The organism is Calothrix anomala FACHB-343, from assembly GCF_014696435.1.
In the GTDB taxonomy this organism is placed as follows: domain Bacteria; phylum Cyanobacteriota; class Cyanobacteriia; order Cyanobacteriales; family Nostocaceae; genus Aulosira; species Aulosira anomala_A.
Map to the genome: position 1 here is coordinate 127,918 of NZ_JACJQG010000010.1, position 26,253 is coordinate 154,170.

The 26,253-nt window shown below is 41.6% G+C and carries 28 protein-coding genes; 12 read left to right on the plus strand and 16 right to left on the minus strand.

All coding sequences use genetic code 11. From position 1 onward, the window contains the following. Nucleotides 1-25 precede the first annotated feature (25 nt). Nucleotides 26-1,507, plus strand: a complete 1,482-nt coding sequence (locus H6G08_RS07860; RefSeq protein ID WP_190540226.1) for an amidase — start codon at nucleotides 26-28, stop codon at nucleotides 1,505-1,507. Nucleotides 1,508-1,718: 211 nt separating this feature from the next. Here H6G08_RS07860 and H6G08_RS07865 read toward each other — a convergent pair whose 3' ends face one another. Then, nucleotides 1,719-2,279, minus strand: a complete 561-nt coding sequence (locus H6G08_RS07865; RefSeq protein ID WP_190540228.1) for a carboxymuconolactone decarboxylase family protein — start codon at nucleotides 2,277-2,279, stop codon at nucleotides 1,719-1,721. A gap of 99 nt (nucleotides 2,280-2,378) precedes the next feature. Here H6G08_RS07865 and H6G08_RS07870 point away from each other — a divergent pair, with 99 nt between their 5' ends. Further along, nucleotides 2,379-2,951 (plus strand): TetR/AcrR family transcriptional regulator, encoded by a 573-nt coding sequence (locus H6G08_RS07870; protein WP_190540230.1) that lies wholly within the window; start codon nucleotides 2,379-2,381, stop codon nucleotides 2,949-2,951. A gap of 139 nt (nucleotides 2,952-3,090) precedes the next feature. Here the strand turns inward: H6G08_RS07870 and H6G08_RS07875 are convergent, their stop codons facing one another. Beyond that, nucleotides 3,091-3,813 carry a LuxR C-terminal-related transcriptional regulator gene (locus H6G08_RS07875; RefSeq protein ID WP_190540232.1) on the minus strand — a complete coding sequence of 241 codons (723 nt, stop codon included), beginning with the start codon at nucleotides 3,811-3,813 and terminating at the stop codon, nucleotides 3,091-3,093. A gap of 88 nt (nucleotides 3,814-3,901) precedes the next feature. Here H6G08_RS07875 and H6G08_RS07880 point away from each other — a divergent pair, with 88 nt between their 5' ends. Then, nucleotides 3,902-4,582, plus strand: a complete 681-nt coding sequence (locus H6G08_RS07880) for a DJ-1/PfpI family protein (RefSeq protein ID WP_190540234.1) — start codon at nucleotides 3,902-3,904, stop codon at nucleotides 4,580-4,582. Between the two features lie 80 nt (nucleotides 4,583-4,662). On the opposite strand, the gene H6G08_RS07885 is transcribed toward H6G08_RS07880, so the two are convergent. The 10 genes from H6G08_RS07885 to H6G08_RS07930 all read right to left on the minus strand — a co-directional run bounded on the left by H6G08_RS07885 (nucleotide 4,663) and on the right by H6G08_RS07930 (nucleotide 10,101). Beyond that, nucleotides 4,663-4,923, minus strand: a complete 261-nt coding sequence (locus H6G08_RS07885; protein WP_190540236.1) for an A1S_2505 family phage non-structural protein — start codon at nucleotides 4,921-4,923, stop codon at nucleotides 4,663-4,665. Then, nucleotides 4,913-5,134 (minus strand): hypothetical protein, encoded by a 222-nt coding sequence (locus tag H6G08_RS07890; RefSeq protein ID WP_190540238.1) that lies wholly within the window; start codon nucleotides 5,132-5,134, stop codon nucleotides 4,913-4,915. Before H6G08_RS07890 ends, H6G08_RS07885 begins: the two co-directional genes overlap by 11 nt. A gap of 48 nt (nucleotides 5,135-5,182) precedes the next feature. After that, on the minus strand, nucleotides 5,183-5,551 hold the full coding sequence (locus H6G08_RS07895; protein WP_190540239.1) for a hypothetical protein: 369 nt from the start codon (nucleotides 5,549-5,551) through the stop codon (nucleotides 5,183-5,185). Nucleotides 5,552-5,734: 183 nt separating this feature from the next. Next, the gene (locus H6G08_RS07900) at nucleotides 5,735-6,184 is read right to left on the minus strand and encodes a hypothetical protein (RefSeq protein ID WP_190540241.1); all 450 of its coding nucleotides are present in this window, start codon (nucleotides 6,182-6,184) and stop codon (nucleotides 5,735-5,737) included. 424 nt (nucleotides 6,185-6,608) lie between these two features. Next, the gene (locus H6G08_RS07905) at nucleotides 6,609-7,211 is read right to left on the minus strand and encodes a siphovirus Gp157 family protein (protein WP_190540243.1); all 603 of its coding nucleotides are present in this window, start codon (nucleotides 7,209-7,211) and stop codon (nucleotides 6,609-6,611) included. 398 nt (nucleotides 7,212-7,609) lie between these two features. After that, the gene (locus H6G08_RS07910; protein ID WP_190540245.1) at nucleotides 7,610-7,909 is read right to left on the minus strand and encodes an HNH endonuclease; all 300 of its coding nucleotides are present in this window, start codon (nucleotides 7,907-7,909) and stop codon (nucleotides 7,610-7,612) included. Nucleotides 7,910-8,230: 321 nt separating this feature from the next. Then, entirely contained in the window at nucleotides 8,231-8,770 is a 540-nt protein-coding gene (locus H6G08_RS07915; RefSeq protein ID WP_190540247.1) for a TrbG/VirB9 family P-type conjugative transfer protein, read from the minus strand. Nucleotides 8,771-8,781: 11 nt separating this feature from the next. Then, nucleotides 8,782-9,330: a GNAT family protein gene (locus tag H6G08_RS07920; RefSeq protein WP_096585098.1), complete on the minus strand. Its 549-nt coding sequence runs from the start codon at nucleotides 9,328-9,330 to the stop codon at nucleotides 8,782-8,784. Between the two features lie 27 nt (nucleotides 9,331-9,357). Beyond that, nucleotides 9,358-9,879: a hypothetical protein gene (locus H6G08_RS07925; RefSeq protein ID WP_190540249.1), complete on the minus strand. Its 522-nt coding sequence runs from the start codon at nucleotides 9,877-9,879 to the stop codon at nucleotides 9,358-9,360. A gap of 45 nt (nucleotides 9,880-9,924) precedes the next feature. Then, complete coding sequence (locus tag H6G08_RS07930; RefSeq protein ID WP_190540251.1) at nucleotides 9,925-10,101, minus strand: hypothetical protein; 177 nt, start codon at nucleotides 10,099-10,101, stop codon at nucleotides 9,925-9,927. A 283-nt stretch (nucleotides 10,102-10,384) separates the two neighbouring features. Here H6G08_RS07930 and H6G08_RS07935 point away from each other — a divergent pair, with 283 nt between their 5' ends. The 4 genes from H6G08_RS07935 (at nucleotide 10,385) to H6G08_RS07950 (ending at nucleotide 17,050) form a co-directional block, all read left to right on the plus strand. Further along, nucleotides 10,385-10,591, plus strand: a complete 207-nt coding sequence (locus H6G08_RS07935; protein ID WP_277877804.1) for an HNH endonuclease — start codon at nucleotides 10,385-10,387, stop codon at nucleotides 10,589-10,591. A gap of 113 nt (nucleotides 10,592-10,704) precedes the next feature. Continuing rightward, nucleotides 10,705-11,400, plus strand: a complete 696-nt coding sequence (locus H6G08_RS07940) for a hypothetical protein (RefSeq protein WP_190540253.1) — start codon at nucleotides 10,705-10,707, stop codon at nucleotides 11,398-11,400. Next, the gene (locus tag H6G08_RS07945) at nucleotides 11,397-12,155 is read left to right on the plus strand and encodes a DUF1822 family protein (protein ID WP_190540255.1); all 759 of its coding nucleotides are present in this window, start codon (nucleotides 11,397-11,399) and stop codon (nucleotides 12,153-12,155) included. The genes H6G08_RS07940 and H6G08_RS07945 overlap by 4 nt, the downstream gene beginning before the upstream one ends. Nucleotides 12,156-12,205: 50 nt before the next feature. Next, entirely contained in the window at nucleotides 12,206-17,050 is a 4,845-nt protein-coding gene (locus tag H6G08_RS07950) for a CHAT domain-containing protein (RefSeq protein ID WP_190540257.1), read from the plus strand. A gap of 60 nt (nucleotides 17,051-17,110) precedes the next feature. On the opposite strand, the gene H6G08_RS07955 is transcribed toward H6G08_RS07950, so the two are convergent. Further along, nucleotides 17,111-17,581 (minus strand): hypothetical protein, encoded by a 471-nt coding sequence (locus H6G08_RS07955; RefSeq protein ID WP_096585079.1) that lies wholly within the window; start codon nucleotides 17,579-17,581, stop codon nucleotides 17,111-17,113. Nucleotides 17,582-17,806: 225 nt separating this feature from the next. Then, a complete protein-coding gene (locus tag H6G08_RS07960) occupies nucleotides 17,807-18,889 on the minus strand; it encodes a tyrosine-type recombinase/integrase (RefSeq protein WP_190540261.1) in 1,083 nt (360 codons plus the stop codon). Nucleotides 18,890-19,168: 279 nt separating this feature from the next. On the opposite strand from H6G08_RS07960, the gene H6G08_RS07965 reads away from it, so the two are divergent. Continuing rightward, nucleotides 19,169-19,663 (plus strand): hypothetical protein, encoded by a 495-nt coding sequence (locus H6G08_RS07965; protein WP_190540263.1) that lies wholly within the window; start codon nucleotides 19,169-19,171, stop codon nucleotides 19,661-19,663. 375 nt (nucleotides 19,664-20,038) lie between these two features. Here the strand turns inward: H6G08_RS07965 and cysC are convergent, their stop codons facing one another. Continuing rightward, entirely contained in the window at nucleotides 20,039-20,569 is a 531-nt protein-coding gene (gene cysC / locus H6G08_RS07970; protein ID WP_190540315.1) for an adenylyl-sulfate kinase, read from the minus strand. A 376-nt stretch (nucleotides 20,570-20,945) separates the two neighbouring features. On the opposite strand from cysC, the gene dmpG reads away from it, so the two are divergent. Genes dmpG through H6G08_RS07990 form a run of 4 tightly spaced genes read left to right on the plus strand, consistent with a single transcriptional unit; the run spans nucleotide 20,946 to nucleotide 25,757 of the window. Further along, the gene (gene dmpG / locus H6G08_RS07975; RefSeq protein WP_190540265.1) at nucleotides 20,946-21,986 is read left to right on the plus strand and encodes a 4-hydroxy-2-oxovalerate aldolase; all 1,041 of its coding nucleotides are present in this window, start codon (nucleotides 20,946-20,948) and stop codon (nucleotides 21,984-21,986) included. Beyond that, nucleotides 21,964-24,006: an arginine--tRNA ligase domain-containing protein gene (gene argS, locus H6G08_RS07980; RefSeq protein WP_190540268.1), complete on the plus strand. Its 2,043-nt coding sequence runs from the start codon at nucleotides 21,964-21,966 to the stop codon at nucleotides 24,004-24,006. Before dmpG ends, argS begins: the two co-directional genes overlap by 23 nt. 9 nt (nucleotides 24,007-24,015) lie before the next feature. Then, entirely contained in the window at nucleotides 24,016-24,780 is a 765-nt protein-coding gene (locus H6G08_RS07985) for an SDR family NAD(P)-dependent oxidoreductase (RefSeq protein ID WP_190540270.1), read from the plus strand. Nucleotides 24,781-24,785: 5 nt separating this feature from the next. Then, nucleotides 24,786-25,757, plus strand: a complete 972-nt coding sequence (locus H6G08_RS07990) for an ornithine cyclodeaminase family protein (protein WP_242046098.1) — start codon at nucleotides 24,786-24,788, stop codon at nucleotides 25,755-25,757. A 45-nt stretch (nucleotides 25,758-25,802) separates the two neighbouring features. Here H6G08_RS07990 and H6G08_RS07995 read toward each other — a convergent pair whose 3' ends face one another. After that, nucleotides 25,803-26,171, minus strand: a complete 369-nt coding sequence (locus tag H6G08_RS07995; RefSeq protein ID WP_190540274.1) for a hypothetical protein — start codon at nucleotides 26,169-26,171, stop codon at nucleotides 25,803-25,805. Nucleotides 26,172-26,253 lie beyond the last annotated feature (82 nt).

The window sequence follows — 26,253 nt, forward strand, 5'->3', positions numbered from 1 at the left end:
TATCAAGAACTACCTGTCTACGCCTATGAGTAGCCTGACGTTTGCTCCTGCCCATCAGCTTGCGCGAATGATTCGTGAGCGTGAAGTTTCTGCCGTTGAAGTTCTCAATGCTTACTTGGCTCAAATCGCCAAACACAACTCGAAGTTGAATGCCATTTGCACGCTGGATGAGGAAAATGCTTATCTTAGGGCTAGGCTGGCTGATGAGGCTTTAGCTCAAGGCGAAAATTGGGGTGCTTTACATGGCGTTCCCATCACGATTAAAGACATTTTTGAAACCGCAGGGTTGCTCACCACCGCAGGCTACATTCCTCTCAAAGACTACGTACCTCAACAAGATGCCACTGTCGTTGCCAGACTTCGGACAGCAGGAGCAGTCATCCTGGGAAAAACAAACATGGCGGAACTGGCTGGCGATTACCAAAGTACAAATTCCCTGTTTCCACGAGTCAATAATCCTTGGAATCTTGACTACACTGCTGGCGGGAGTTCTGGGGGGAGTGCTGCGGCTGTTGCAGCAGGGCTATCGTCATTGGATTTAGGCAACGATATTGCGGGTTCAGTGCGTCAGCCTGCTCACTTCTGTGGCGTGTACGGTTTAAAGCCTACGGATCGCCGCATTTCTACAGCAGGGCAAATTCCAGAAGTGCCTGGAATGCCAGTGTGTCTTCGGCAAATGATGACAGTGGGTTGTTTTGCGCGCTCGCTCGAAGATATCCGGCTGTGCTTCTCATTAATTGCAGGCTCTGATATTCGCCGTCCTGATGTGCCGCCAATTCCTCTTGATAACCCTTCTGGTAGGTCTTTGCAGAATCTCAAAATTGCTTGGCTCGATGAATGGGTAGAGGTTCCTGTTGCGTCTGAAATTCGAGTGGCGATGAGTGCGATCGCACAAATCCTGACTCATGCAGGTGTCCAAATTGAACGCTGGTTTCCTCAAAATTTTGACCTATCAAAAATACTGAACCTCTACGGGCGGATGGCTGCATACATCAACATTTACGCTCAACCCGTAGATCGATATAACTTGCGTCGCAGTTGGCAGCAGATTTTTCGCACCGCTACCCAAGGGGAAAAAGAACTCCGCAAATTGGGGGATTTTAGCCGCCTTCTACCAGACCTGTTGAACCCGCGTCTGAAAGGATATTTTGAGGTGCTTACCGAGCGCGATCGCTTCACTGCCCAAATGGATGAGGCACTCCAAGCGTGGGATGCGTGGCTCACTCCTGTTGCTGCCACCCCTGCCTTTACACATCGTCCCGCTTGGAGTGCTATTGAGATTGATGGCCGAACCTATCCTCATGCCGTGGCAAATGGAGCTTACACTATGCCATTTAATCTGAGTGGACATCCTGCGGTAGTGATTCCGATTGGACAGACTCAAAATGGTCTACCGATGGGAATGCAAGTTGTTGGCAAACGGTGGCGTGAGATGGAGTTATTAGCGATCGCTCAGGAACTTGATAAAGTAATCAATGCTTTCCGAAGCCCGTCTGAAATTATTTAACTAAAAAGCGCAATCACATCTACGCACCAAATGTACACGGCATTGGCTGCTGAAACCCTTGTCAATCAAGCTTTTGAGCAAGTAACTTCAAAATTAAAAAAAGATTTTGTTGAGCAGCTGCCAATCATCTCAAACTCAGGACTCAGGACTCAGGACTCAGGACTCAGGACTAGAGAAATTTGACAGTCCGCACTCTCAAAATCTGCTCTGATTAAGAAACTGGCGCAGGTTTTGACCAAACGTAAGGTTGAAAAGCCTTATCTAAAGGAGTTTTAGCAATGTGGTTAGTGTAGTTGTGAATAATTTTTACAGCAATTCCTAAAATGACTTCCAAAACCTGCTGCTTCGTGTAACCTGCTGCTAGGAACTCTTCAATTTCTGGCTCACTCACCCAACCTCGCGTCTCAATCATCTGCTTAGTAAACAGCCGCAACGCCTGTAACTTCTGATCTGCTAAAGGTTGCCCGTGACGCAGAGCCTCAATGTCTTCCTGAGTCATCCCGATCATTTTTGCTAAACCTGAATGAGCTGCCATGCAGTAGCGACAGTCATGTTCGTAATTAGCAGTCAGATAGATGACCTGTTGTTCGATAGGCGTAAAACTAGTTGTTTCAAATAAATCCCACAATGCCATGCCTCCGTTCAAGGTGGCGGGAGATTCCGCAAGAATCCCCTCTAGATTTGGAATCAAACCAAAAGTCTCTTTGGCATGGAGCAGAGCTTCCTTCGAGGCTTCTTTTGCAGTTTCAATGGTATAAATCGTAAAATCCATTACTTTACTCCTCTTAATCACCTCCCAAGTAGACAACATTGTCTACTGAGAACAGGTGCTAGTATATCTCTATGGAGACAAAGTTGTCTACCTAAATTTATGACTACTGAATCAAGTGCTGCACGTCAACAAATTTTAGAAACTGCTTCTCTCCTGTTTTATCAGAAGGGAATTCAACACGTAGGAATAAATGAAGTCATTGCCGCGTCTGGTGTAGCAAAAAGAACTCTTTACCGATGGTTTTCTTCCAAAGACCAACTAATTGAAGAAGTGATGAAATATCGTGCCGCTCAATGGTTACGTTGGTTTGAAAATGCAGTTGCAGATCAAGGAAACACTCCTAAAGAGCGTTTACTGGCAACCTTTGATGTTCTCCAGGGTTGGTACGCTTTGCCTGACTTTCGCGGTTGTCCATTTATCAATGCGGTCTTAGAAATTGCTGATGCTTCTCATCCAGCTCATCAAGTTTCAGTTCAGTTGAGAGAATCTATCCGCACTTATATCATGCAGATAGCATCCCAAGCAGGTGTGCGCGACCCGGAATCGTTTTCACAGCAGTATTTGCTTTTAATTGGGGGAGCTAGTTTAATGGCAACGATTGAGGGCAATCCCATTGGAGCGCAATATGCCAGAAATGCTTTGTCTGTATTGATTGATGCTAGTGGTACTTAGACACAAAATCTAGAAAAATACTCTCACACTCAATATTTTTCCTAAATCGCTCATGCAAGTAGGAAATTTCTCAAGGATGCGATTGCCCTTCCAGGTGCGCGGAAGCGCAAGTGCTCTATTTTAGTCTAAAGTCCAGTTGTTAATTGCACACCCTACTTAATTGCAACCGTGCAACCATTTCCGCTCTTGCAGATACATCCAGCTTCCGAAAAATACGTTTTAAAGTCTGCTTAACAGTATTTTGACTAATCCATAACTCGGCTGCAATTTCTGCATTTGTCAGACCTTTGGCTACCAAAGCAGCTATTTGCAATTCTCGTGCTGTTAAAGAAATTTCATGTTTGGGCAGAAATAACTCGTGTTGCGAGCGTAAAAGTGCTAATTTTGCAGAAATATGGGCGCAGATGGCACTCAATTGCAACAAGTCTTGCGTATTATAAGCTGGATTTCCACTGGTGCGGGCAAATTGAACTGTACCAACTAACTTTCCGTCTCCTACAATCGGTCCAGTCATAATATGTTCGTGGTCATATATTTTGCCACAACCAATTTGATACAGTTCACTTTGCTTCCAAGTGGCTTCGGTGAAAATAATTTGTTCGTGGGCGGGTGCATGATGGCAAACAACATACTCCATCACTTTATCTAAAGCTGCACCAAGCGTAGAGTAGTAATCAATAAAACTATCTGGTAAGCCTTTGAGATAAATACTGCTTTTTTGTCCAGCCCAGCTATGTATATAAATACCCCAATGTTGACTACCAAACAACTCTCCTGCTGCATCCATATAATATCCACATAGTTGGTTCACTGATGAAGCATTTGTGACTTTTTGAATCAACGTTGGTAAAGTATGAAACATGAGCAAAAATGTACTCAACTGGGTAATTGGCAGCTAACATATTCAATTCTAGGATAACTGTAATCATTACAGCGACTGGAATTGAAGTATGGAAACGATGCCTCAACATACAATTGGTTTAGTCATTTATCCTGATATGACCCAACTAGACATTACTGGGCCACATCAAGTGTTTACATCCATACCCAATACTCAAGTTTTGCTATTGTGGAAAACCCTCGAACCAGTTGTTAGTAACGGCGGACTAACGATTTTACCGACTACTACCTTTGATGAATGTCCGCAACTCGATGTATTGTGTGTTCCTGGCGGTGTTTTTGGGGCTGTAGAAATGATGCAGGATGCCCAAATGTTAGCTTTTTTACAAAAGCAAGCACAGTCCGCTAAGTATGTGACTGCTGTGTGTACTGGTTCTTTAATCTTGGCAGCTGCGGGATTACTCAAAGGATACCGTGCAGCTTGTCATTGGGCGTTTCGAGAGCAGCTGACATTAATGGGTGTAGAAGTAAGTAACGAAAGAGTAGTAGTAGATAGTAACCGGATCACAGGTGGTGGCGTAACAGCAGGAATTGATTTTGCTTTAACTATTGCGGCTATGTTGTGTGGAGAATATACAGCCAAATTTATTGAATTGATGTTAGAGTATAATCCAGCACCTCCTTTTGGCGTTGGTTCACCAGAAAAAGCCCCTTCTAGTTTGGTACAAGCTGTGTTAAAGGTTGCCAAACCTTTGATTGAAGCATCACATACAGCTAGCCATGTGACTTGAATGAAAAAATGGGCTTTTAGCTCACGTTATGGGGTAGCCACTGAGATACCCGAATGAGATGAGATACCTGCGGCGTATTGCTAAAGCGAAAGCTCCGCTAACGCGCAGTGTCTCGAAGAGAAGAGAGCGAAGCTATCGCTAAACCTGGGCGTAGCCATCGCCCAGGATTGTCCTTGTCGTCCTTGAGGATTACCGTATTCTGCATTGCAGTACTGTCGCGCAAATAAAGCACTTCCAGCACCATGTCTTCCTTCTGTGTTGCTGCCAAATACAAAAATCTGATTTTCTGCTAGTTTGGTAATTCTGTCAGGAATAATTTTGTAGGGATGATTATTTGACATTTGGTTCTTTTACCCAAAAGAAAAGATTGGGATATCTGTGATTAAATTTTTTTACTTCTGATTGAGCAGCAGTTAGGTTATCCCATAATTCCATCTCTCCATAATCACCTTTCATCATTGCTTCTTGTCTAGAATTTGGATGATTGAAAATTAGGGGTGATGCGTCTTTACTAGAATTTTTTCTTCGCCAACAAATACAATACTTGTCCATTTTATATAAACTGATAATAAAAGTAATTACTATCAGTTTATATTTTTATTATGCTGACTGTTTCATTTGGCTTAGAGCTATTAACATTTCTTCTCGATTCAGATGTCGTTTCTTGCCTGTTTTAGGTACTTGGATAGCGTAACTCCATTTTATTCCAGCTTGTGAGCATCTTTTTCTTAACTGTTGAACAGTGATATGTTTGTTTGTAGATACTTGATTTTTGTTGGATATCTGAAGTTTGGATTTATCAGTTAAGTTTTCAATTTTACTTACAGTGGGTTTTATCGATGTAGTGCAATTGCAGTGCTTTTCAAAAGCGATAGATATCTCTAGCAAGAATTGGAAAATGAAGAGAGTAGAAAATCCGTAAATAAGAATGTAGAGAAGCCCTGTTAGCATATACTGTGCAAATTCCATTGTTTTAACTCCTGTTGATATAATTAGTAACTGGTTCTTGAATGAAGCGGTATACCAGCTTTCTATTTATATCAAAGCGTTAGCTTGTGTAAATTTACTCTAAAGTAAAGACTCAATAATAAATTAATGATGTAACAGTGATGAAATATCTTGAGCTTGGTTTACTTAAATAAAGATGTCGCTCTACATATATCTAACAACTGTTCTAATATTATCAACTAACTGTAGTATCATTCCCAAAATAGCTTTCCATCCAAGTATCATTCCCCAAAATCCGCTAACAAATAGACCAAGTACTGATTTCAGGAAGATAACTCCCCTGTAATTTATCTCGACATTTGATTCGACTTTGGCATAGATAACACCATCCTCAATTTTATTTTTCAAATTTTTCATTTTTTGTTCTTCTTCTCTAATCCTTCTTTCTTCTTGCACTTTCCAGCCCCAAGGAACAAATCCCAAAATAATCGAAATTGGAAGGTAGAATGGCCAGTTATATATGTAGCCAAGAGAAGCATATATGATGAAAAAGGTTAGCCCCAAACCAGTACGCCAAATTAAACACCAAATAATAAACAAACTGTTGATAATAGCGTTACGGATAACTATACTTCGATTTTGATGATATGACATTTGAAGGTTGCTCCCGATAGCTAATATTTAATTTTTATTTATGGTGATTGCATACCTTAAGATTAAACTTAAGGCTAGTTTGAATTATCATCTTGATAGTTGGAAATTAGAAAATACATAATAAATTGCAATTACTTATTGAACCACACCAAATAAGGTTAAATCTACCAACCTATCGTAACAATGTTTGTACTTAGCCCGGTATAGTTACTGTTGCTAAAATTAACATTTACTGTTTTACCGATTATATCTTCACTGACTTTAAATCTAAGCAAAGTTTTGATGATTTTTTTAATAAGTTTAAAATGGTATAGTTTTTAAAAAAATAAAAATGATTAAGATTTGACTCTTAACCATTTGATGATATATTTGTAAAATGATGGGATATACCTATGTTTGATTTACATGGTTGAGGCGTATGCCATTAGTTGTGGTTTTTCTTGTTGCGCCCCTTAGTAGCTGATTGCACCTTAAACCGTACCTGTTTCCCAATAGTTATCTCAGCAACATCGCTAATATCTTTACCAGATTTATAGGCTTCAAGAATCGCCTTATTATTAGCTTGGTACTTAATAACTCTAAATTCATCAGGAAATTCTTGATCATCTACCTCTACTAGTAAGTTAGCGACTTTGGGTGGGTTATCCCTGATTTCAATTACTCTTTCTTTACCAATATTTTTGTCACTGATTAATCCAATCTCGTGCAGATGGATCAGGGTACGCTTGATTTGTTCAAGTTGAGTTTTACGACGTGAGATTACCTGGTCGTGGAGTTCGGCTACTCGCACTTTTCTTTCTTCCCAGGTTTCAAGGTCAAGATTTAACTGGTCAACTACCCAGGCGATCGCATCAATTTTGGTTTCGATACCATCTTGAACACCCATAAGTTCTTGTACGAGTTGTTTTACTTTACCTTCTTCGCCTAACTCGCTTGCTTCCTCTATCTGTGACCAGAGTTTAGCAGCATCTAAGCTTAACTCTTTGAGCGTGAGTTGATTGATTTCGCGTTCAATTGCTTGAGTCATGATTTACTTTTTGATATGAAAAGCCAGTAGCAGTTACCTAGTTACCTGCTACTGCTTGTTGACTAGGAAGAGTTGATGCTTGAAGGGAGATTGAATCTAGTACCCGTACCGCAAGTGATAGTAATCTGACTTTTCTTGTGCTAATCCCGCTTCGTAGTCATAGTAATCCGCCTCGCTTAGTAAGGTGCTTATTTGTTGAATTTGCTGGGCAGAGGTTACTAATTTTTTGTTAGCTTTTAGATTAGAATTAGTAGTAGTTTTCATGTCTATACAACTTCAATTTTTCAATGAAGTTATTGCGTCAGCAAATGTTGTGATCTTGACTTAGAAAGATAATATTTCTCTTTTACCTTTCTTATAACTATCTACTATTGATTTTTCTTTAACTACTGGCTTTTTTACCACAAAGATAGTTGTCCTGGTGATATGTTTCCCCGTCGTCGCGTATGGAACAGCAGATGACAAGCTGTGCATAAAGCCGCGAGATTCTCGACTCGATTATCTTCTGGCAGATAATTCCAGTGGTGAACCACTAAAGTTTTAATACTGCGTTCTCTACGATTTAACCCATCTCTATTATCAGTTGGGCGTAAGCATTGTATACCACAGCGCGTGCATTTCCAGTCGGATTTTGATTTGACCTCAAGTGCGATAGTATCCCAGTTTGAAGAATAGCGACTGCGGGTTTTGCTAGTCATTAATCAGTCCTTTTGGGTTACACAAAAATAATTTTGATTATATCGTTAATGTTTATCATAAAATACTTAATTTTTTATATTCAGTTTGGTTTTTAAATTTATTTACGTATTTAAGGAACTCTTGACTTTTAAAAAAGGATAGATATGCACTGATTATTGTAATTAAATAACGCAGTTTACGCCAAAAAATAAAATATAAGTCTTTGATATCGATATGGATTTCTAGCGGAGCAAGCTAATTATTGACGCAGAGGATCTACTACTCTTGCGGTTGCTCCTTTGATGAATTTGATGCAATATTGTTGTTTTTATATTGAGTATTTAAGCAGAAAGTTTTTCGGAAAAATTCACCTGCGACATAACTTGTGCGCGTATTGAATTAGCAGCCGTCTCTGCAATTTCTGCTCTATCAGAATCAGTAAGCAGTACTGCAAGTAGCGATTTGAGAGCTTCGCGGTTAGATATAAACTCTTCACCGTATAAATCATCTTGCAGCAGGGTGGCTTCTAAGTAAGGTAATAGCTCAGGCGCAGGAGATAACAACCGTTCTTTAATGCGTCTCCTTGCAGTCTCTGTTGCCGAAGAAGTACCTACACCTAAATCCCATGTTTCAATTATTAGCCTGATTTCACGGTTAAGTGATACACGCAGCGTTGATAGGCGACCAAATAAAGGAAGGTTAAGCATTAAAGGTGGTAGTGCATTACCCCAATCCAAACCAGCACCAATAGTGCAATTGGCTTCATCTTCGATACGAACAGCTTCATCGAGCCATCCTTCCCCAAAAAGTAAATCTATAGCTTCTTGGGTTGTTACTGGCTCATTCACCTGAGAATTATTATTTTGCTGTTGATGATTCATAAATTGTTACTTTATCTCCGTCTCAATGCCCCATACTCAAAGTAAACCAAATTATCGTATTCTTCTTCAGGCCCGCAGTTAAACATATTTTGTTTTTCGTAAAATCCTACAGACCTTGGTAAAGAATGCAACCCAACTCTACCTTCATACCCTAGCTCAACACTTCTAATTCTTGCAAAATTTAAAAGTGCTTGACCAACACCTTTGAATTGAGGCGGACGCTGAATTTCAATTCGGTTAGTGGGGGCAGTTGCAATACCATCAACATAAACTAGTCTCTTACCAATATTCAACCGTGAACCGTGCATTTGTGTTTCTATTATCATTAAACCTTGAGTCGTGTTTCCGCACTCAACTGCATAACCTTCAAGATTTTCTTGATTGGCAATATATCTTAATTTAAATATCCAGTCCCAGTATTTATCTTCTTGAGTAAATAACCTTAAATTTTCGACCCAATCATTGACATAATCATCAATATGTTTTTGTCCTAAATCTATTAGATAGGCTTCAACAGGTGTATTATCAACACCCCTTTTTAACTCGATTTTTCGCTGCACCTAAAGCTCCTAATTGTCAACTGATTGTTAAAGCTTGTGACTGCTATTTGACTGGTAGATAAAAGAGTAAATGTGAATGCGTATATCAATAGCTTTATGCCAACCAGCAAGCACAGCATCATCTGAAATGTCTCCAAGAACTACCAAACTATCTTCTTTATCCACATAGTAAGGTAAAGGTTCAGCCTCTAACCAACCATAAGCGATCGCTTGGGAGTTTTGCTCGTCAAAAACTGAAACTTTTAAGCACTGCTCGTACCTGAAGTAGTAATAGGGTAAATAGCAAGCTGGATATTCTCTTAAAGATTCGCGATTAACTGTGTATGATTGCCAACGTAGTCGCTCACCCTTAATTTCTTTTGGATTAGCTTCTAGCCAATCATAAAGTTTTTTAGCTTGCCGCAATGCGTGGTCTTTGCCTTCAAAAACAACGCTGGGAAGAAAAATATCGCCGTCAAAATGTACCGCAACTTCAAATAAATCTTCATCCTCATCTTCGGCTTCTGCTTCTGTTACCTCAATGATTCCAGCCTTATATAGTTCGCTCATTTCCTAGCATTGCTTCGTCAGATATACCCCTACATTATTAAAATTTTAGCTTTCAGTTACAAAATAATCAGAACGCTCTGTTGCTTCTAATACCTTATCTGGAAGGAAATTTTGTTTGTGTACACGAGCTAGTGCTGTGGTGTTAGCGCGGTTCGGCAGTCCGGTTTTGGAGGTTTTCTCCTGGAGGAACTGCCGTGCATGGTTTCCTACTCCAGTCCCCACAATGGAGCTTCCCCCGGCAAGCGATTGGCTCGACTTGAGGCGACTGGCGTGCGGTTTATAACCACACTTTTAAGGTTAATTTGGCACTAATAAGCTACCGTTGCATCCAAACAAGAACTGCTATAGTTTCTGCTTTTTACAACGCCCTTAAAAATTTTGCGTCATTTTTTAATACTGCCCTGTTAAGCAAGTGAACACCCTCAAACCTTGAAACTCAGGCAGCTGAATTATGGCTAATATGTCTCCAGCCTCTAAGCGTCGCAAGAGACACCAACTACTACAAATGTATGGAAACCATTGTTGCTGGTGTGGTAAGCAAATGACCAAATCGGAAAGAACCATTGAACACTTGCTTCCCAAGAGCCTGGGTGGATCTAATAGTCTCTCGAATTTGCGTTTGGCTTGTTTCAGTTGCAATAATTCCCGTGGTAACAGTCTGTTACCTCCACGGTTAAGAAATGTTTTTGATCTGGCAAATAAAACTTCCTAAGAACAAGCATCCAGTTGAATTTTATGAAAAGATGCCCCCGAAAATTATTAGATATCGCTATCTAGCCAAATGCCATAATAGCGATCGCAAAAACCGCCTGTTAAAAAAGTGGCATGGATGACCTAGAGCAACAGTTGATCGGTTTAATTACGCAGATACGTCAACACGTACCTAAGAGCCTACAATGGCGATTAGCCATGAATCGATTACTACTTGAAATCCAGCAATTTCCAGGATTACGCAAATCCTCTCATCCTGATTATCCAGAAGCCCTAAATCGTACATTCGAGTGGGTTAGCAATAATATTTCTGAATTTGAGCCTTATTCTGACTCGGTTGCAGAAAGTTTGGTGAGATGGGTTAACGGTTACCTTCGCTGGCGAATTCAAGATTTATACTCTCCTGATAAAAATGCTCCACTCAGCTTAGATGTGAACATTGCTTCAGACTTTGGAGAAATAACTCTGTTAGATAAATTACCCAATTCTACTTTGAGTGGTTTGGATGCTCTAATTGAAAATTCTCAGAGAGAAAGTAAGCAACGAATTGGTCTAGAATTAAAGCTTTATATTGAGCAAGATCCCGAAGAAAAGCTCAAAAATAGTTATCTTCGTTCTTCTGTTGAGTGTAATTGCCAATTTCTCAGCCAAAGATTAGTACTCAAAGAACCACCTGACAAAGTTACAGATATAGCGCGAGACTTGAGCATTCCTAGAACAACTGTCAATTCGCATTGGAACAGAAATTGCAAACCGATGTTGCAAAAAATTGCTGAAGATTTGGGATATAAACAGGAGCAATCGTTATGAGTAGCACAACTTCCCCTTTATTAATGGTTCCGCTAGATTTAGAAATTCATTCTAGAGCCAGACATTTAGCGGCTCAACAAAGCACAGTAGAAAAAGGTAAGCGAGTTTATTTGAATGCGTTAGCAGTTTACGCAGTTCATAGCTATTTAAAATGGTTGCAAATACCAACCAATTTTCAGGAATCAGATTGTTGGAATTCAGTAAAAGCAGTTTTATCGAATGCAGCCGATTTGGTAATTCCAAATGTGGGGATAGTAGAATGCTGTCCAGTTTTACCCCAAGAAACTGTCATATTATTACCAAGCACTAACGAAAATCGGATTGGCTATGTAGCTATACAGTTTCAGGAAAGCCTAGATTCAGTGCAACTATTGGGATTTGCACCTGCCTTTGATGAAGTAAATCTGCCAGCACAGCTAGAAGTGTCACAACTCCAACCTATTGACGCTCTCCTACAGCAAATCACCCGTCTTGAAGAAGCGATCGCTTTTCTACAAACTGATGACTCAGTGGCAGTACAAGTACGTTCTGTTTTAGACAATAAACCTTTATCAGAGATTGTGGCAAAATTTGAGCTTCTTTACCGAACTGGCGATGAATTTGAGTGGCGGTACGCCGGAGGAGAAATATTAGCTGGAGATACTCTTGCTGTTGGTGCTACCCGTGAAACAATTCAGCAAGATGATAGCGAATTACAAGATTTAGCCGAAATGCTATTGGAGAAGTTAGCCCAAATTTGGGGAAATGTTGCGTAGTTTTTGGGGCAGGGAATGATGTATATAATCACCCAAAACATTTAATTGTCATGGCGAAAGGCTTCGGTTCTCAGAAATCACCAGATTTTACTCAACGCCAAAAAGCTTATTTCAGATTGATTAAACAGCTACTCAACTGTCCTCATGGCAGAGAAATGAAGATTTTCAGGAAACATGCACACTTGGTTGATGCTGGGTTCGTAGAAACTTTGGAAATGGTAGCTCAAATCCGGTTTAATCAAGGAGATATTCGTTCTGCTTACTTTTTGAGAAATTTAGCTCATTGGCTAGTTGAAGAACTGGAATTATATAGAGATGAGCCTTCAGCAACAGCCAATTTTATCAGACCTCCAGCTTTTTTGGGTGAAATCTTGTCGGCGATTGCACAAAATAAAAGCAACCCACAAGCCGTTTACAGCCTACTTCAAGCTAACTTAGATCAACTCAATGATAATTTTTATGAACAGTTTTGTAGTTGGATAAACTTAACGTTTATTAGTAGCGAGTCAAAAAAAGAACAATTATCACTAGGATTACTCCTGATAGATTTCTGTACGTTGCTTTGGCAGTTTCCCTTGGGGAAGAGGGCAATTAACCTAGAAATTGTAATTACAGGTTTAGAAGCAGTTGCCAAGATTTTTATTCCTGATGTTGTCCCAGAAATTTGGGCTAATATTCAATTAAATTTAGCACCAGCCTACCGTAATCGAATACGAGGAAATCGCGCCGATAATCAAGAAAAGGCAATTGCTGCTTGTAATAATGCACTACTTATCTACACCCGTGACAGTTTTCTCCAACAATGGGCAACACTACAAAATAATCTCGGCCTTGTCTATACAGACAGAATTACAGGAGACAAAGCTGAAAATATAGAAAAGTCAATTGCCTGCTATGAAACTGCTTTAAAAGTTGTTAACCGCGCTCAATTTTCTGAACTTTGGGGTAGCCTTCAAAATAATTTGGGGAATGCCTACCTTGTTAGAATTCAAGGCGACGAAGCACAGAATTTAGAAAAGGCGATCGCTTGCTATCAAGTAGCACTACAAGTACGTACCCGTTCCACATCACCCTATTATTGGGCTAGTAGTCAATTTACTCTTGGCACTGCCTATACTCGAAGGATTCTAGGCAATAAACAACAGAATTTAGAAAGGGCAATTTCAGCATATATTAATGCTTTAGAAGTTTACACAATTTCTGATTATCCTGAACGATGGGCAAGAGCAAAAAGCAATCTGGGAAATGCCTATTATGAAGCCAGTCAAATTACTGAGGCACTTGACTGTCTCCGCGCTGCTTTGCAAGTGTTCACTCCTACCGATTACCCCAGAGATTGCATACAAACCGGATTAATTTTAGGTAAAACAGCCTTGGCTGCTGGCATGAAAACAGAAGCTTTTGCAGGTTATGTCGTTGCCATTGAAGCTGTTGATCAAAGCCGAATTTGGGCAGGTATTTCTCATCAACAAGAGATTCCAGAAGAGATACTTGCCTATACAAATATGGTGGTATTTTGCATTACTAATGGGCAACGAGATAAAGCCAGGGAGTATGCCGAACGTTCTGGTTATCAACACCTTTTAAATCTTTTAGATAGTAATGAAATTCAACAAATTTCCTTAAATTCGCAATTTCTTGAGCAGGTATTACAAGCAACGAGCGAAAGCAATGGTGACTCACAAGCTGTATATCAAATACTAGAAAATAACCTGAATCAATTAGACGAACAATTTGTTCATTACTTGCAAAGGCTTGAGGATGTTTGCAAAGAGATGACATCAGGGCAAGCCATTCAACTTGCTGCAACTACTTTAAGTTTTAGCAATTTAATTCGGGAGTTTCCCCAAGGCGATACAGCAATTAACTTAAGAATTGCTGCTACAGGTTATGAGGTAGCGGCTAGTGTTTTTACTAAGAAAGATTTTCCTGAACAATGGGAACAGATTGAAGATGCGAGCCGCGAACTATTTCAGATTCAGCTATTTGAAGCAGTTTTCAAGAACCTAGACAATCCTAAAGCTGTTGTATATCCATTACTGGAAGCAAATAAACACAAACTTGATGAACGCTTTGCGACTGTATTGCGTTTGAAGACAGAAGCTATGCTGTCTGAAGCACCGCCAGAATATGCACAAGACCTTGCTGCAAGCCTTGTAGGTTTGAGCCTTCTGATTAAAGAATTTCGACAGGGTAGTGAGGCGAATAATTTAGAGATTGCCATTACAGGGTATGAACTTGCCTCTAAAGTATTGACTTACGAAGATTCACCAGAAGTATGGTGTCTGTGTCAAAGTATGCTGGGCAATGCTTACCACCGTCGAATAAAGGGTGAGCAAGCAGAAAACCTGGAACAATCACTGTCTTACTTACACAATGCTTTGCAAGTGTGTAACTGTGAACAGTTTCCTGAACTCTGGGCAACAATTCAAAATAGTTTGGTCATTACTTATGGTTATAGAATTCGTGGCGATCAAGTAGAGAATGCAGAACTAGCAATTCAGGCTGGTGAAGCTGCGATGCAGGTTTTCACATACGATCAAGATCCTGAACAATGGGCGCAAATACAAAACAATCTAGGTCTTGTTTACCGCGATCGCCTTGCAGGTGACAAGGCTGAGAATTTAGAAAAAGCGATCGCTTGTTATCAAAATGCTCTTTCCATTCGTACTCGTGAAGACTTCCCGGAACTTTGGGCGCAAACTCAATTCAACATTGGCTCTGCTTATCGTCAGAGACTCAGAGGTGATGCAGCAGAAAATGTGGAAATGGCGATCGCGGCCAATCAAAGAGCTTTACAAGTCTACACAAAAACAGCCTTTCCCCAAGATTGGGCGCAAGTACATATAAATTTGGCTAATGCCTATCTTCACCGAATTTATGGAGATAGAAGCCAGAACTTAAAAAAGGCGATCGCTGCTCATCAAGGAGCTTTACAAGTCTTAACCAAAGAAGAATTTCCGCGACAGTGGGCTATGGCTCAGATGAATTTAGGAAATGTCTTCTTAGAACAAGAGCTTCTAGAAGAAGCGATTAGCTGTTATCGTTCAGCTTTAAAGATATTCACTCCCACAGCTTTTCCCCCAGATTGCCTAAAAGCAGGACAAATGCTGGGAAACACTGCTTTTAACATTGGTGATTGGGCTGAAGCGATTAGGGGCTATAGTGTGGCAATTGAAGCTGTAGAAACCAGTCGCACTTGGGCAAGTTCAGAATCACGCCGTCAAGAAATCTTAGCTGATTCTCTCCATGTTTATGAAAATATGGTGCAAGCTTGTATTAATAATAAACAACTGAATAAAGCTATTGAATATGTCGAACGTTCTCGCTCAAAACGACTCGTAGATTTAATAGTCAGTAATGACCTTTATTCAGATGGTGAAATTCCTGATGAAATTCAACAGTATTTACAAGATTTTGAAGCTATACAGCGGCAAATTGATAATGAACTAAGACAGCATAATAATAGCAGTAACTTTGATGGTAGTAAGCTCGGTAAAAGCCCACAGAACCGTGCTGCTATCGAAGCTCATAACAAAATAATTGCAGATTTGGAAGCTGACAAACAGCAAATTTGGGAACAAATGCGCCGTCTAGATCCTGTCCTGGCTGGTCAAATTCAAGTAAGCCCTATGAATTTATCATCCATACAGCAGTTAATTGACCTACCCACCACAGCTATTCTGAGCTTTTTTACTACCTCGCATGACACTCATATCTTTATCATCCGGCAGAGTCAAATTACTTTGCACACTTGTACTGACTTGGGATTTGAAACTTTACAAGAATCGATTTTAACTCACTGGTTAGGGCAATATCTTAATAATCAAGATACTTGGAAAGAGCAATTTAGTTTTTTAATAGCAGAACTAGCTGAAGTCTTAAAGTTAAATGATTTAATTGCACAACATCTGAAAAATATTGATGAATTGATTCTTGTTCCTCATCTGGCATTACATCAAATTCCTTTTGCTGCTTTACCAACTGGAGAAAATCAATATTTGGGAGATAAATTTCTCATTCGTTATGTTCCTAACTGCCAAATTTTAGAATTTTGTCACAACCGCCCCACAGTAAGTAGTCTTATGAATTACGGTATTGTTGAAGATGCTACTGAAGATTTACCCTACGCTAGTTGGGAAGGAGAACAACTAGCAAATTTATATAATATTCCCAATAATCAACGTTTAAAAGGTAGTCAAGAAGCTAGTGTCAGCAACTATCGTCAACTGATACAAAAAGTCCAAATAATTCATTCTAGTCATCATGCGCGCTCGCGGCTCGATAATCCTCTAGAATCCGCATTATTTTTAGGAGATGGCTGTATTACATTAAGTCAGTTATTAACTCCCAGTTGGCGCAATCCCCAGTTAGAAGATGTATTTCTATCTTGCTGTGAAACTGGTTTAAGTGTGACTGAAATAACTGACGATATTCTCACTTTTTCAACAGCTTTCCTTTGTGCTGGTGCTAAAAGTGTTATCAGTACACTCTGGGCAGTAAATGACTTGGCAACAGCACTCTTTTCAGTATTTTACTATCAATCCCGACATCAGGGAAACAAGCGACTGCAATCAATCAGACAAGCTCAATTTGAACTGCGTATCCTTACAGGTGAAACTCTTACCACAATTTACAAACCTAAGTTAAGTTCTTTTTTGACACAGAAAGGCAAGGAAACCGACACGCTGCGTAAAAAAATTCAAAAAGAACGGGATAGTCATCCCCATAGTTCCCTATTATATGAACAATGCAATGAAGAATACAAAAAATACGACAAAATCGGAAAATTGATTTATCAAGCAAAAAAAGATTTAGAACTTTTTTGTCGAGAATCTAAACCTTTCTCTCACCCTTATTATTGGGCAGCTTTCACCTGTTCCGGGTTAAATTGATAACTGCAATCTCTGAAGTATTCAGTCTAAATTCAGAAATTATTAAAATTAATAAAAATTCTAACTTGCCGGATGATATAATCCCGTATCCTGATTAAATTCCCATCCTAACCCTGCTCTATCCTTGCCTTTGCACCATCCCACAAAAAGCGGTGGTGGCAGATTAATTCGCTGCTCGCGTATAGTTTCTACACTTACACCAAGTCTTGAAGCTAAACCTTCTTCCGTTAGCGGTTGGATTCGAGGAGTTTGCCCTTGATAATATGAATTATTGTTGTACGATTTCTTCTGCCGTTTCGGTTGGTTGTTGAGATAATTTTGAATTTTAATAATCGCCTCAGCAAATTGTTTCATTTGGGCTGTTATCTCTTCAGTTTTTTGTTCTAAAGAGTCCAGGCGTTTATCTTCATTACCAGCAATTGCATCAAGGTCATCTAGAGAACCATCTAGGTATAGCTCAATAAAACGGGTGAGCGTTGCTGTTGCCGTCGTGCCTTTCGAGTTGCAACGGGCGATAAACTGCTCCCACATTTTTTGATCACAGTTGAAAGATGCCAGCTTCTTTGTTCTCCCTGTATTGCTCATATCTAGGTAATGTCTAGGTAATATCTAGGTAAACTAGTCCGCGGACAGGAACAACTGAGCGTGTTTCCATCTTGATAACTACCTTGACACTATCATGATGAGCGTATGAGTGCGATGGCCTAACCGCCCGGCGGAGGCGATACCTTCTGGAGGGAGACGCTTTTTTATTTTTTACCGATGTTTGCTTTTTCTACGCAGTGCGTGAGAAGTCCCAACACGCCCGACATGGTGAATGTACTTTGCAGTTGTCGCCGGGGAAGCGTGGCCCAAATCTGCTTGCAAGTCAAAATCAGAAGCTCCATTTTTTTTAGCCAGCGTTGCGTGGGTGTGGCGCAGAAAGTGGGCGCTGAACTTAATTCCCGCACAAGTAGAAATTTCCTCCATCATCAGTCGCAACCCGCGATCGCTTAAAGGTTTACCCCTATCCCGCCGACTGGGACTAGGAAACACCGGCCGATCATTGCTGGCATCCCCACGATAATCCAGTAACACCTCACTCGTCTCCGGATCGAGACTAATAGTTCTAGTTTTATTTCGTTTCCCCGTCACAGTTAACAACAGACAATCTCCATCCTCCCGAAACTGCCGCCAAAATAACCCCGGCGTAATTACGCGCTTACCATAATCAGAAGTTTGCCGGGCAATTTCTCCCGCCCTCACCCCACTGTAAAAGATGAGAGTAAACAGCAGCCAATGCATCTTATTAGTATTGTGTTGCAAGTCTACTTCAATCGCCGCTTTTTCCAACTTAGCAATCTCGCGTTCCGAGAGAATCCGCTCTGCGAGCTTATCATCCCACTGGATGCTTAAGTCCTTGCCCAAGTCGATAGCAAAATAACCAATAGAAGCTCTAGTACCCCACTCCCACAAACTTTTAATCGCCGCCGTGTATTTAGCCGCAGTATTTTTACTAATTCCATAAGTATTTTTCTTTCCCCGTACTGGCTTTTCATCCTTGAGCCAAGCCAGATAAGCGTGTAGATGGAATAACGTTACCATCCTTAAATCAGATATCCCAAACCGCGACTGCATATAATCGACAAGCTCATAACCAATTTGCCGATATGCCCGTCGCGTTTGGTCGCTTTTGATAGTGACAGAATGTACCCATAGCTCAATTAGCTGTTGTGTCGAATTAATTTTCTGGCGGTTGGGAAAATAATAATCCACAAGCGCGACACGAGCTTCATCAAGCGGTAGAGTCACCACCTCCACAGCAAGTGATTCCACGCTTAGTACGGGTAAATTTTCCATAATCTAAATCCCCAACCCCCACTGATAATTATGATGCCGAGAACTGTAATTCCCGGTATCTTTATGATAATTCTTTCCCAGACACCACAAAATTACTCATTGAAAATAATCTATATCGTATATACGCGGATATCCCTTATGCGATGATGGAAGTGAGAAGAGTAAAGGAAGTAGAGGTAGATGGGGAGGTAGGGGGAGTAAGTAAATATTAGAACTCGAAGCAAATGGTTAAAGAACTGGTTAAAAATCACTTCTCCACAACAAAAGCGCGAGGGACTGGTGGAATATTCGCAGATAAATATAAAACTTCTGTCTGAAGAAGACCGGGAGTTGGTGAAGCAGGCCAAGCAGCGTGCTGAGGAGTTGCGCCTCACTTTTAAGGAGTTTGTGCTCTCTTGTATTAGAAATGCACTTGTAGAAGAGAGTCCGGATGATGCAGATAGTGCAACTGCTGCTGAAATTGAAGCTTTGAAAGCTCAAATCGCCGCCCTGGAAGAGAAGGTGAATATTCCTTCTGCGACCAAAACGGAAGTACATACCCTCCAGGAGCGGTTAAATCAATTGCGGGTGGGGATTTCAAATGAAATTAAGAAGGATAGGGAGCAACTTGCTTCTTTAACGCTGGCGATCTCCCGACTTGAAAGCCAAATTGAACAGTTGATACCTTCCTTAAATCTTCAGGTGGATGGCGAAGGTAATGCCGACAGTGATAGCGACTGGCTTTTTGGGGAAGGCTCAGGCAGTTTGGGAGGAGAAGATGTTGAGGGTTTTTGAAATTCGCTATAAAACAATTGTCTTGACCCAAAATAAGCCCCAATAAATTGAGATGCGCTAGTTTTAGTTGTGGATTTTCCCGTGATTGTTTCTTCCCACTCAGCCACAGATTCCAGAAACACTTTAGTTTATATCGTTGGCAGCGGTTTCATCAGGTACGAGAGAGCAACTGTGAATGCCTTGTGATGAAGACTGTCTGACCGCCGTATTCGGGAAAACTGAACGTACGCTGGGATGGGAAGGGATCGAACCCTACTGAAATTATATACTTTTTTATTTATTTACGTTTGGTGGGTTGAGTCGATGGTGGGTTTTATCCAGTCATCGACTAGGGTAGCCCCGAACCCGGATAACTTTGTCATCAAAATATTTTGGCTATGGGAGATATCCCAAATCTGCCAGCTTGGCTAAAACCTTATTCGCACTTTCAACGATGCTTTCAGAATCAGTTTTGCATTCGACTTCAGGATTAAGGGGTGGTTCATAGGGATCATCTATACCTGTGAAGTTCTTGATTTCACCTGCACGTGCCTTTTTATATAAGCCCTTGACATCTCGTTGTTCACAAACGTTAAGCGGTGCATGAACATAAACTTCAATAAAGTTGCCTATCAGCTGCCGCACCTCTTGGCGAATGGCATAATATGGTGAGATAGCACAAACTATGACAATAACATCATTTTTAGTTAGTAGGTGAGCGACAAAGCCAATTCGGCGAATATTCTCATCTCTATCTTCTTTACTGAAGCCTAACTCCTTGCACAAGTTTTTACGCACTATATCGCCATCAAGCACTTGTACTTTATATCCTGAGCATCGCAATTGTTGTTCTAGAGAACGACTGATAGTGGTTTTACCTGCACCACTTAAACCAGTTAACCATACTGTTACACCGCGCTGTGGCAACTTCACTTAACTATCCGCAAATTTTTATAACCATCTATTTTAAGATGCAAGCACATAGAAAATCTACTATGACAAACACCTAATACTGTTTCACTTTAAGGTTAATACATTTGGGCAACTGGGATTATTACTATACTTGGTAGTTGATCTAGTTATAGTTAAAAAACTTCCTGAAATGCCAACTTCGAGTCGTGGGCTTCGTTTATAACCATAAACCGAAAGCATAAATGTATGTGATAAAGTATATTACAGTGGATGCTGGAAAAGCTTAATTTTGCGTTGATGTAGCTTGGTCATTGTAATTGCCCCAATCACCAAAAATGAGACAGTTGCTCTTAGCGACCAAAATTTCCCCACTCCTATACAAAGGCAAACCATGACTAAAACCCACCAGATTACTATCCATGATTCGACCCTGCGAGATGGACAGCACGCTGTTCACCATCAACTAACCCTAGAGCAGATGCGTCTCTATGCTGAAGCTGCTAATGCCGCGGGTGTACCCGTCATAGAGGTTGGGCATGGTAATGGTTTGGGTGCATCATCGCTACAGGTCGGACTAGCGGTTAGCAGCGATCTAGATATGATGAAAACTGTACGGCAGGCACTTAACCAGAGCCGCATGGCGGTATTTATGTTACCTGGATGGGGGACAACTCGTGACTTGGATCAAGCCATTGCAGAGGGAGCGGATGTGATCCGAATCGGCGCACATTGCACGGAGTATAGTGTTACTGAGCGATATCTAGAACACGCTCGAAAAGCTGGTGTAGAGGCACAAGGAATCCTTCTGATGAGCCACATGGCTTCACCTAAACAACTGGCAGATGCCTGTGTAAATATGCAGAATTATGGGGCACAAGCCGTCGGCATTTTTGACTCTTCTGGGCACTATCTTCCCGATGATGTAACAAAACGCATTGCCGCGATCCGAGAAGCAGTTGACGTTTCTATAATATACCACAGCCACAACAACCTTTGCATGGCTGTTGCTAATTCTATTGCTGCGTCTAAAGCAGGTGCAAATATTCTTGATGCCTGCGCCCGTGGCTTTGGTGCAGGTGCAGGCAATACTCAAATTGAGGTGTTAGTTCCTGTACTTCATCGGCTTGGCTTTGAAACAGGAATTGAGCTTTATGGATTGCTTGATGCTGCTGATATTGCAGAGTGCGAGCTAATGCCTACCCCATCGACTGTTACTTCGACAAGTATCGTCAGCGGGTTGGCAGGTGTATTCTCCGGATTTAAGTCAAAGGTCACGGCAGTTGCAACTGAGATGGGTATCGACCCACGTGATATATTTTTTGAGCTAGGGCGACTTCAAGTGATCGCAGGTCAAGAAGATTTGATTATTGATGTAGCACTAGCATTATCTAAACGCCAGAAAAATGCAGATGAACAAACTTGCCAAAATTAATGCAGTTCGTCGTCGGGAGGTTGAAGCTTTCCGGGATGAGCAAATTGCGATCCACAAGAAAAAATCGCTGCCCAATTTCGGAGATTACCCGTTAGTAAAGCTGAGAAAGCGGATTGCAGATGCTTTGTCAAAAAGGTGGGGACAGGGACACTTGGAACCTCAGTTTGAGCTGATTGAGCGAGAAAAGTTTGGTGGCGACGTTGCGCTGAAGCTTGAGCAGCTTCTGAAAAATGGTGGTCCTAAACGCTTCATTAAGGAGTATCAACCCTGGATTGTGGAAGTGCTGAAGGGAGAGGAATTCTCCGACTCCATAGCACAAGTTCAAACAAAGGGGATGTACATTAATCTCACGCTTTCGGATCACTGGTTCTTAAAGTCTGCTCAGACCATTTTTGACATGGGCAGCAGTTTTGGACTGAGCGATATCCAGGCAAACCGCACTATTATCGTCGATTATTCATCGCCGAATGTGGCAAAAGTTCTGCATGCAGGACATATTCGGTCAACAATTATTGGACATGTGCTGTCCAATTTGCACGAAGCTTGCGGAGCTTTAGTCTATCGGATCAACCATATCAATGATTTTGGTGGATTTGGCTTTAACTTAGAAGGTTATCGCAGGTTCAAGGATCAATTTCCATCCACGATGGGAAATAATGATCGCCTCTTGGAGATCTATCGGATTCGCCGGACAACAGAGCGGATTGTCGCAGAGGATCTATCCCTGAATACTCTCAGCGAGGAAGAGCAAGCTCTTTTAGGTCGCTATTTTCCGAACATTCAGGACGAACAAGGTTTAAAGACAGCATTTGCGGAATTTGTAGCTGCCTCTGATCGCCGCTTTGCTGCACTAGAAGCAGGAGTCGAAGAGGAAGTCGATCTCTGGGCAGCAATGGTAAAGTGGAGCCTTGAGGATTTTGATCGTTTTTACAATGCTCTCGGCATCCACATCGACTTCGTTCTTGGTGAAAGTTTCTATTTCTATGCGGGCGATGCGCTGATCGATGAATGCCTCGCGTCTGGCCAGGCTGTCGTCTACACTCAGACTTTAGCAGCGCAGGACATCCAGGAATTAGACTTGCTTCTGGCTCTGGAGAAAATGACTCAGTCTGAGCATGACAGCCGTGTTGAATTAATCCGAAAGGATATTGGCGCGGTCGTTGTGCCTCTGGAAGATGGCGAACGGTATGTCGTGCGCCGCGCTGATGGTCGGAGCATTTATGCCACCCGCGATATTGGAGCGATCGCTCTGCGCTGTGAGCTATTCTCTCCAACCAATATCACCTACGTTGTTGGACAGGAACAGAAGGTTCATTTTTCTCGCCTGTTCAAGGCAGCCTACAAAATTGGTATTGCCCCCCCTGACCTGCGGCTCAAGCACTTGTACTTTGGTTTCTACATTGATGCTCAAACAGGCAAGAAGTTATCAAGTCGTGACACGGTGTCAGGTGTTAATCAATTGCTGACCGAGTCGTTTAAATATTTCAGATCTCGTCTGAGCGATCGCGCAAATCAAACCGAAGCGGAATTAAATCACGCTGCCCGCCAGCTCGCTGTGGGCTCGCTGGTGTTCAACGACCTAAAGCAGGACATGAAAGGATCGGTCGATATTGATTCGACCACTCTGGAAAATACGATCACGGGCTTTGAGAAATCTGGCGGCGCATATATGGTATACTCTGCTTGTCGTGCAAGGAGCATTATGCGAAAATATGGCAAGGAGCCAATTCCTGCAGACCAGATAGAGCAGTTTGAGATTAATGAACAGGAGGCGATGCTTCTTCTCAAGCTTCAACAGATTCCTGAAAAAATCGCAGCCTCTGCGGATCAAGCCAACCCTTCTCTCTTGATTCGCCATTTGCTTGAGACGGCAATGCTTTACAATTCCTACTACACTCGTGCGCCCGTAATCACAGATGGGGTTGCTAATCCAGCACGGCTACTTATTACCGTGGCAGTTCAGCAATCGCTGATCAATAGTCTCAAGCTTTGCCATGTTGACTGTCCACCAACAATATAGAATGGGAAAATGGTAGAGAGGCTGAGGGGTAAGAGATCAATCATTACGGGTGGTGCAAATGGTATTGGGAAGGCGATTGCAGAAGCATTTGCATCTGAAGGATCAGATATTTTCCTGACAGCTCAAACAGACGAAGCAGCAGCTCATAACCTTTGTGAGCATCTTTCATCATTCGGTGTTAGAACGTCTTATACTCTGCTTGATGCCCAAGAACCCGATGCAGTATCCCACCTTTTTGCTGCAAGCCATAAACTTTTTGGCTGTGCAGATATTCTTGTCAACAATGCGGCGACAGCCACTCGAACAGCATTCGTTAATTTCTCACTAGAGGAGTATAATCGTACACTTGAAGTCAATCTACGCTTTCCCTTCTTCACCACTCAATATTTCGCTCGTGCCTGTATTGCAGACAGCCGCCAAGGTAGCATAATCAACATCTCATCGATCAGTGCAACGAAAGCTATTAGCAAAATGAGCGCATATCAGTGTAGTAAAGCTGGCTTGCTGATGCTGAGTAAGGGTGCTGCATACGAACTAGCATCTCACGGTATTCGAGTAAATACTATTTCTCCTGGGCTGACTGCAACGAAGGCAAATTCGGATCAGTGGCTGCACAACCCATCAGTTTGGGATGAACGGGGCAAAGACATCCCTCTTGGTCGTACCGGGCAACCAGAAGACATTGCCGGAGCAGCCATATTTCTGGCATCTGAAGAGTCCAATTGGATAACTGGTGCCAATATTGTTGTTGATGGAGGAGACAGCGTGATTTGACTACAATGCAAACTCCCTTTTTATCTGCTTCAGATCTTAATGATCCTGCTCTGGTTCCTTATGCGATTGATGCTTTACGGGAAATATTTCCTGCTTTATTAAATTCTAAATTAGAAATGCCGGAGCGAACGTTGTTGACCACAGCGGATGGTCTTCAGCAGCGGCAAATGCTAGTAAGCCCTATTGCTTGGCCCGACGCAAATATCGCGTCTGTAAAGATCACGACTTTGACACCAACGAATCGAGATCGTGGGCTGCAGTTGATTCAAGGATTAGTAATTTTGATGGATTTGGTAAATGGTCGTCCACAGATCATTATTGATGGTGGAGCATTAACAGCACTGAGAACTGGTGCAGTAGTAGGGCTAGCAGCGGATTTACTCTCCCCACCTTTTGCTCATCGTCTTTCGGTAATAGGAACGGGCATTCAGGCTCGATCTGTCATCGATGCGATTCTGACAGTTCGTCCAATTGAGCAGATCAATCTTGCATCTAGGACTAGAACGGGAGCTGAAGTCTTGGCGGCATGGATATATGAGCGATGGGGAAAGAATATTACTGTGCATGTGCAAGATTCTGTGGAATTAGCTGTCACAAACACAGATATTATCTGCACGGCTACATCAACTGATTCTACCATCCCGATAGTAAAGGCGGATTGGGGGGGCAATGCAGCTTTTTATGCCGTTATTGGTGGTATAAACGAGGATGCTTGTGAGGTTGAGCCAGTGTTATTTGAATCAGCCATAGCAGTTGTTGAGACACGCGAAGGGGCATTAGCTGAAGCAGGTGAAATTCGTGCTGCTATAAAAGCAAATCATTTGAATCCGGATGATCTTATTGAACTCGGTACTGTAGTTGATAACCCATCAGCATTCAATAAGGCACATCAAAAGGTTATCTTTCGGTCAGTTGGTAATGCTGCAGAGGATCTTGCTGTAGCATATTCTCTCCTTCATAAGATTGAAATTACTTAGGCGTTGCATAAATGCGAGAGCGAAAAATTTTAAGGGAGATGGGCATTAATCATCCCAAAGCCCTTTAAATCTGACAGATGCAAGTTGGGGGAGATATAGCAGTGCGATGTAGAAGTTGAGTGTTAAAGGATTAAACTGAACTTCCCTGTTTGACAAAATTAGTATGCGATGCATAGCAAGGGTTTTAAGGATTTTGAGTTGGACGACAAAAGTGCATTGGTCTTTTTGCTCCACAGGACGAGCCAAACCCACTCTCACTTCACGCCACTCCGTTGGTCGCTGACATCTTTTAATTCGGCGAATGGGAGTTAATTCTTCTTTTTCGCTTGGGACACAGATGCCAGTACGAATCTGACAACTATCTAGTTCTACTAAAATGCGGTTCCAACCATCTCTTTTAGACGCTGGAAACAAAAACCTATCCTACTAATAATATTTGCGCTATGAAGCTTAAGCTGATTGAGAATTAAAAACCAAAAATCAAGGTTCTCAGACA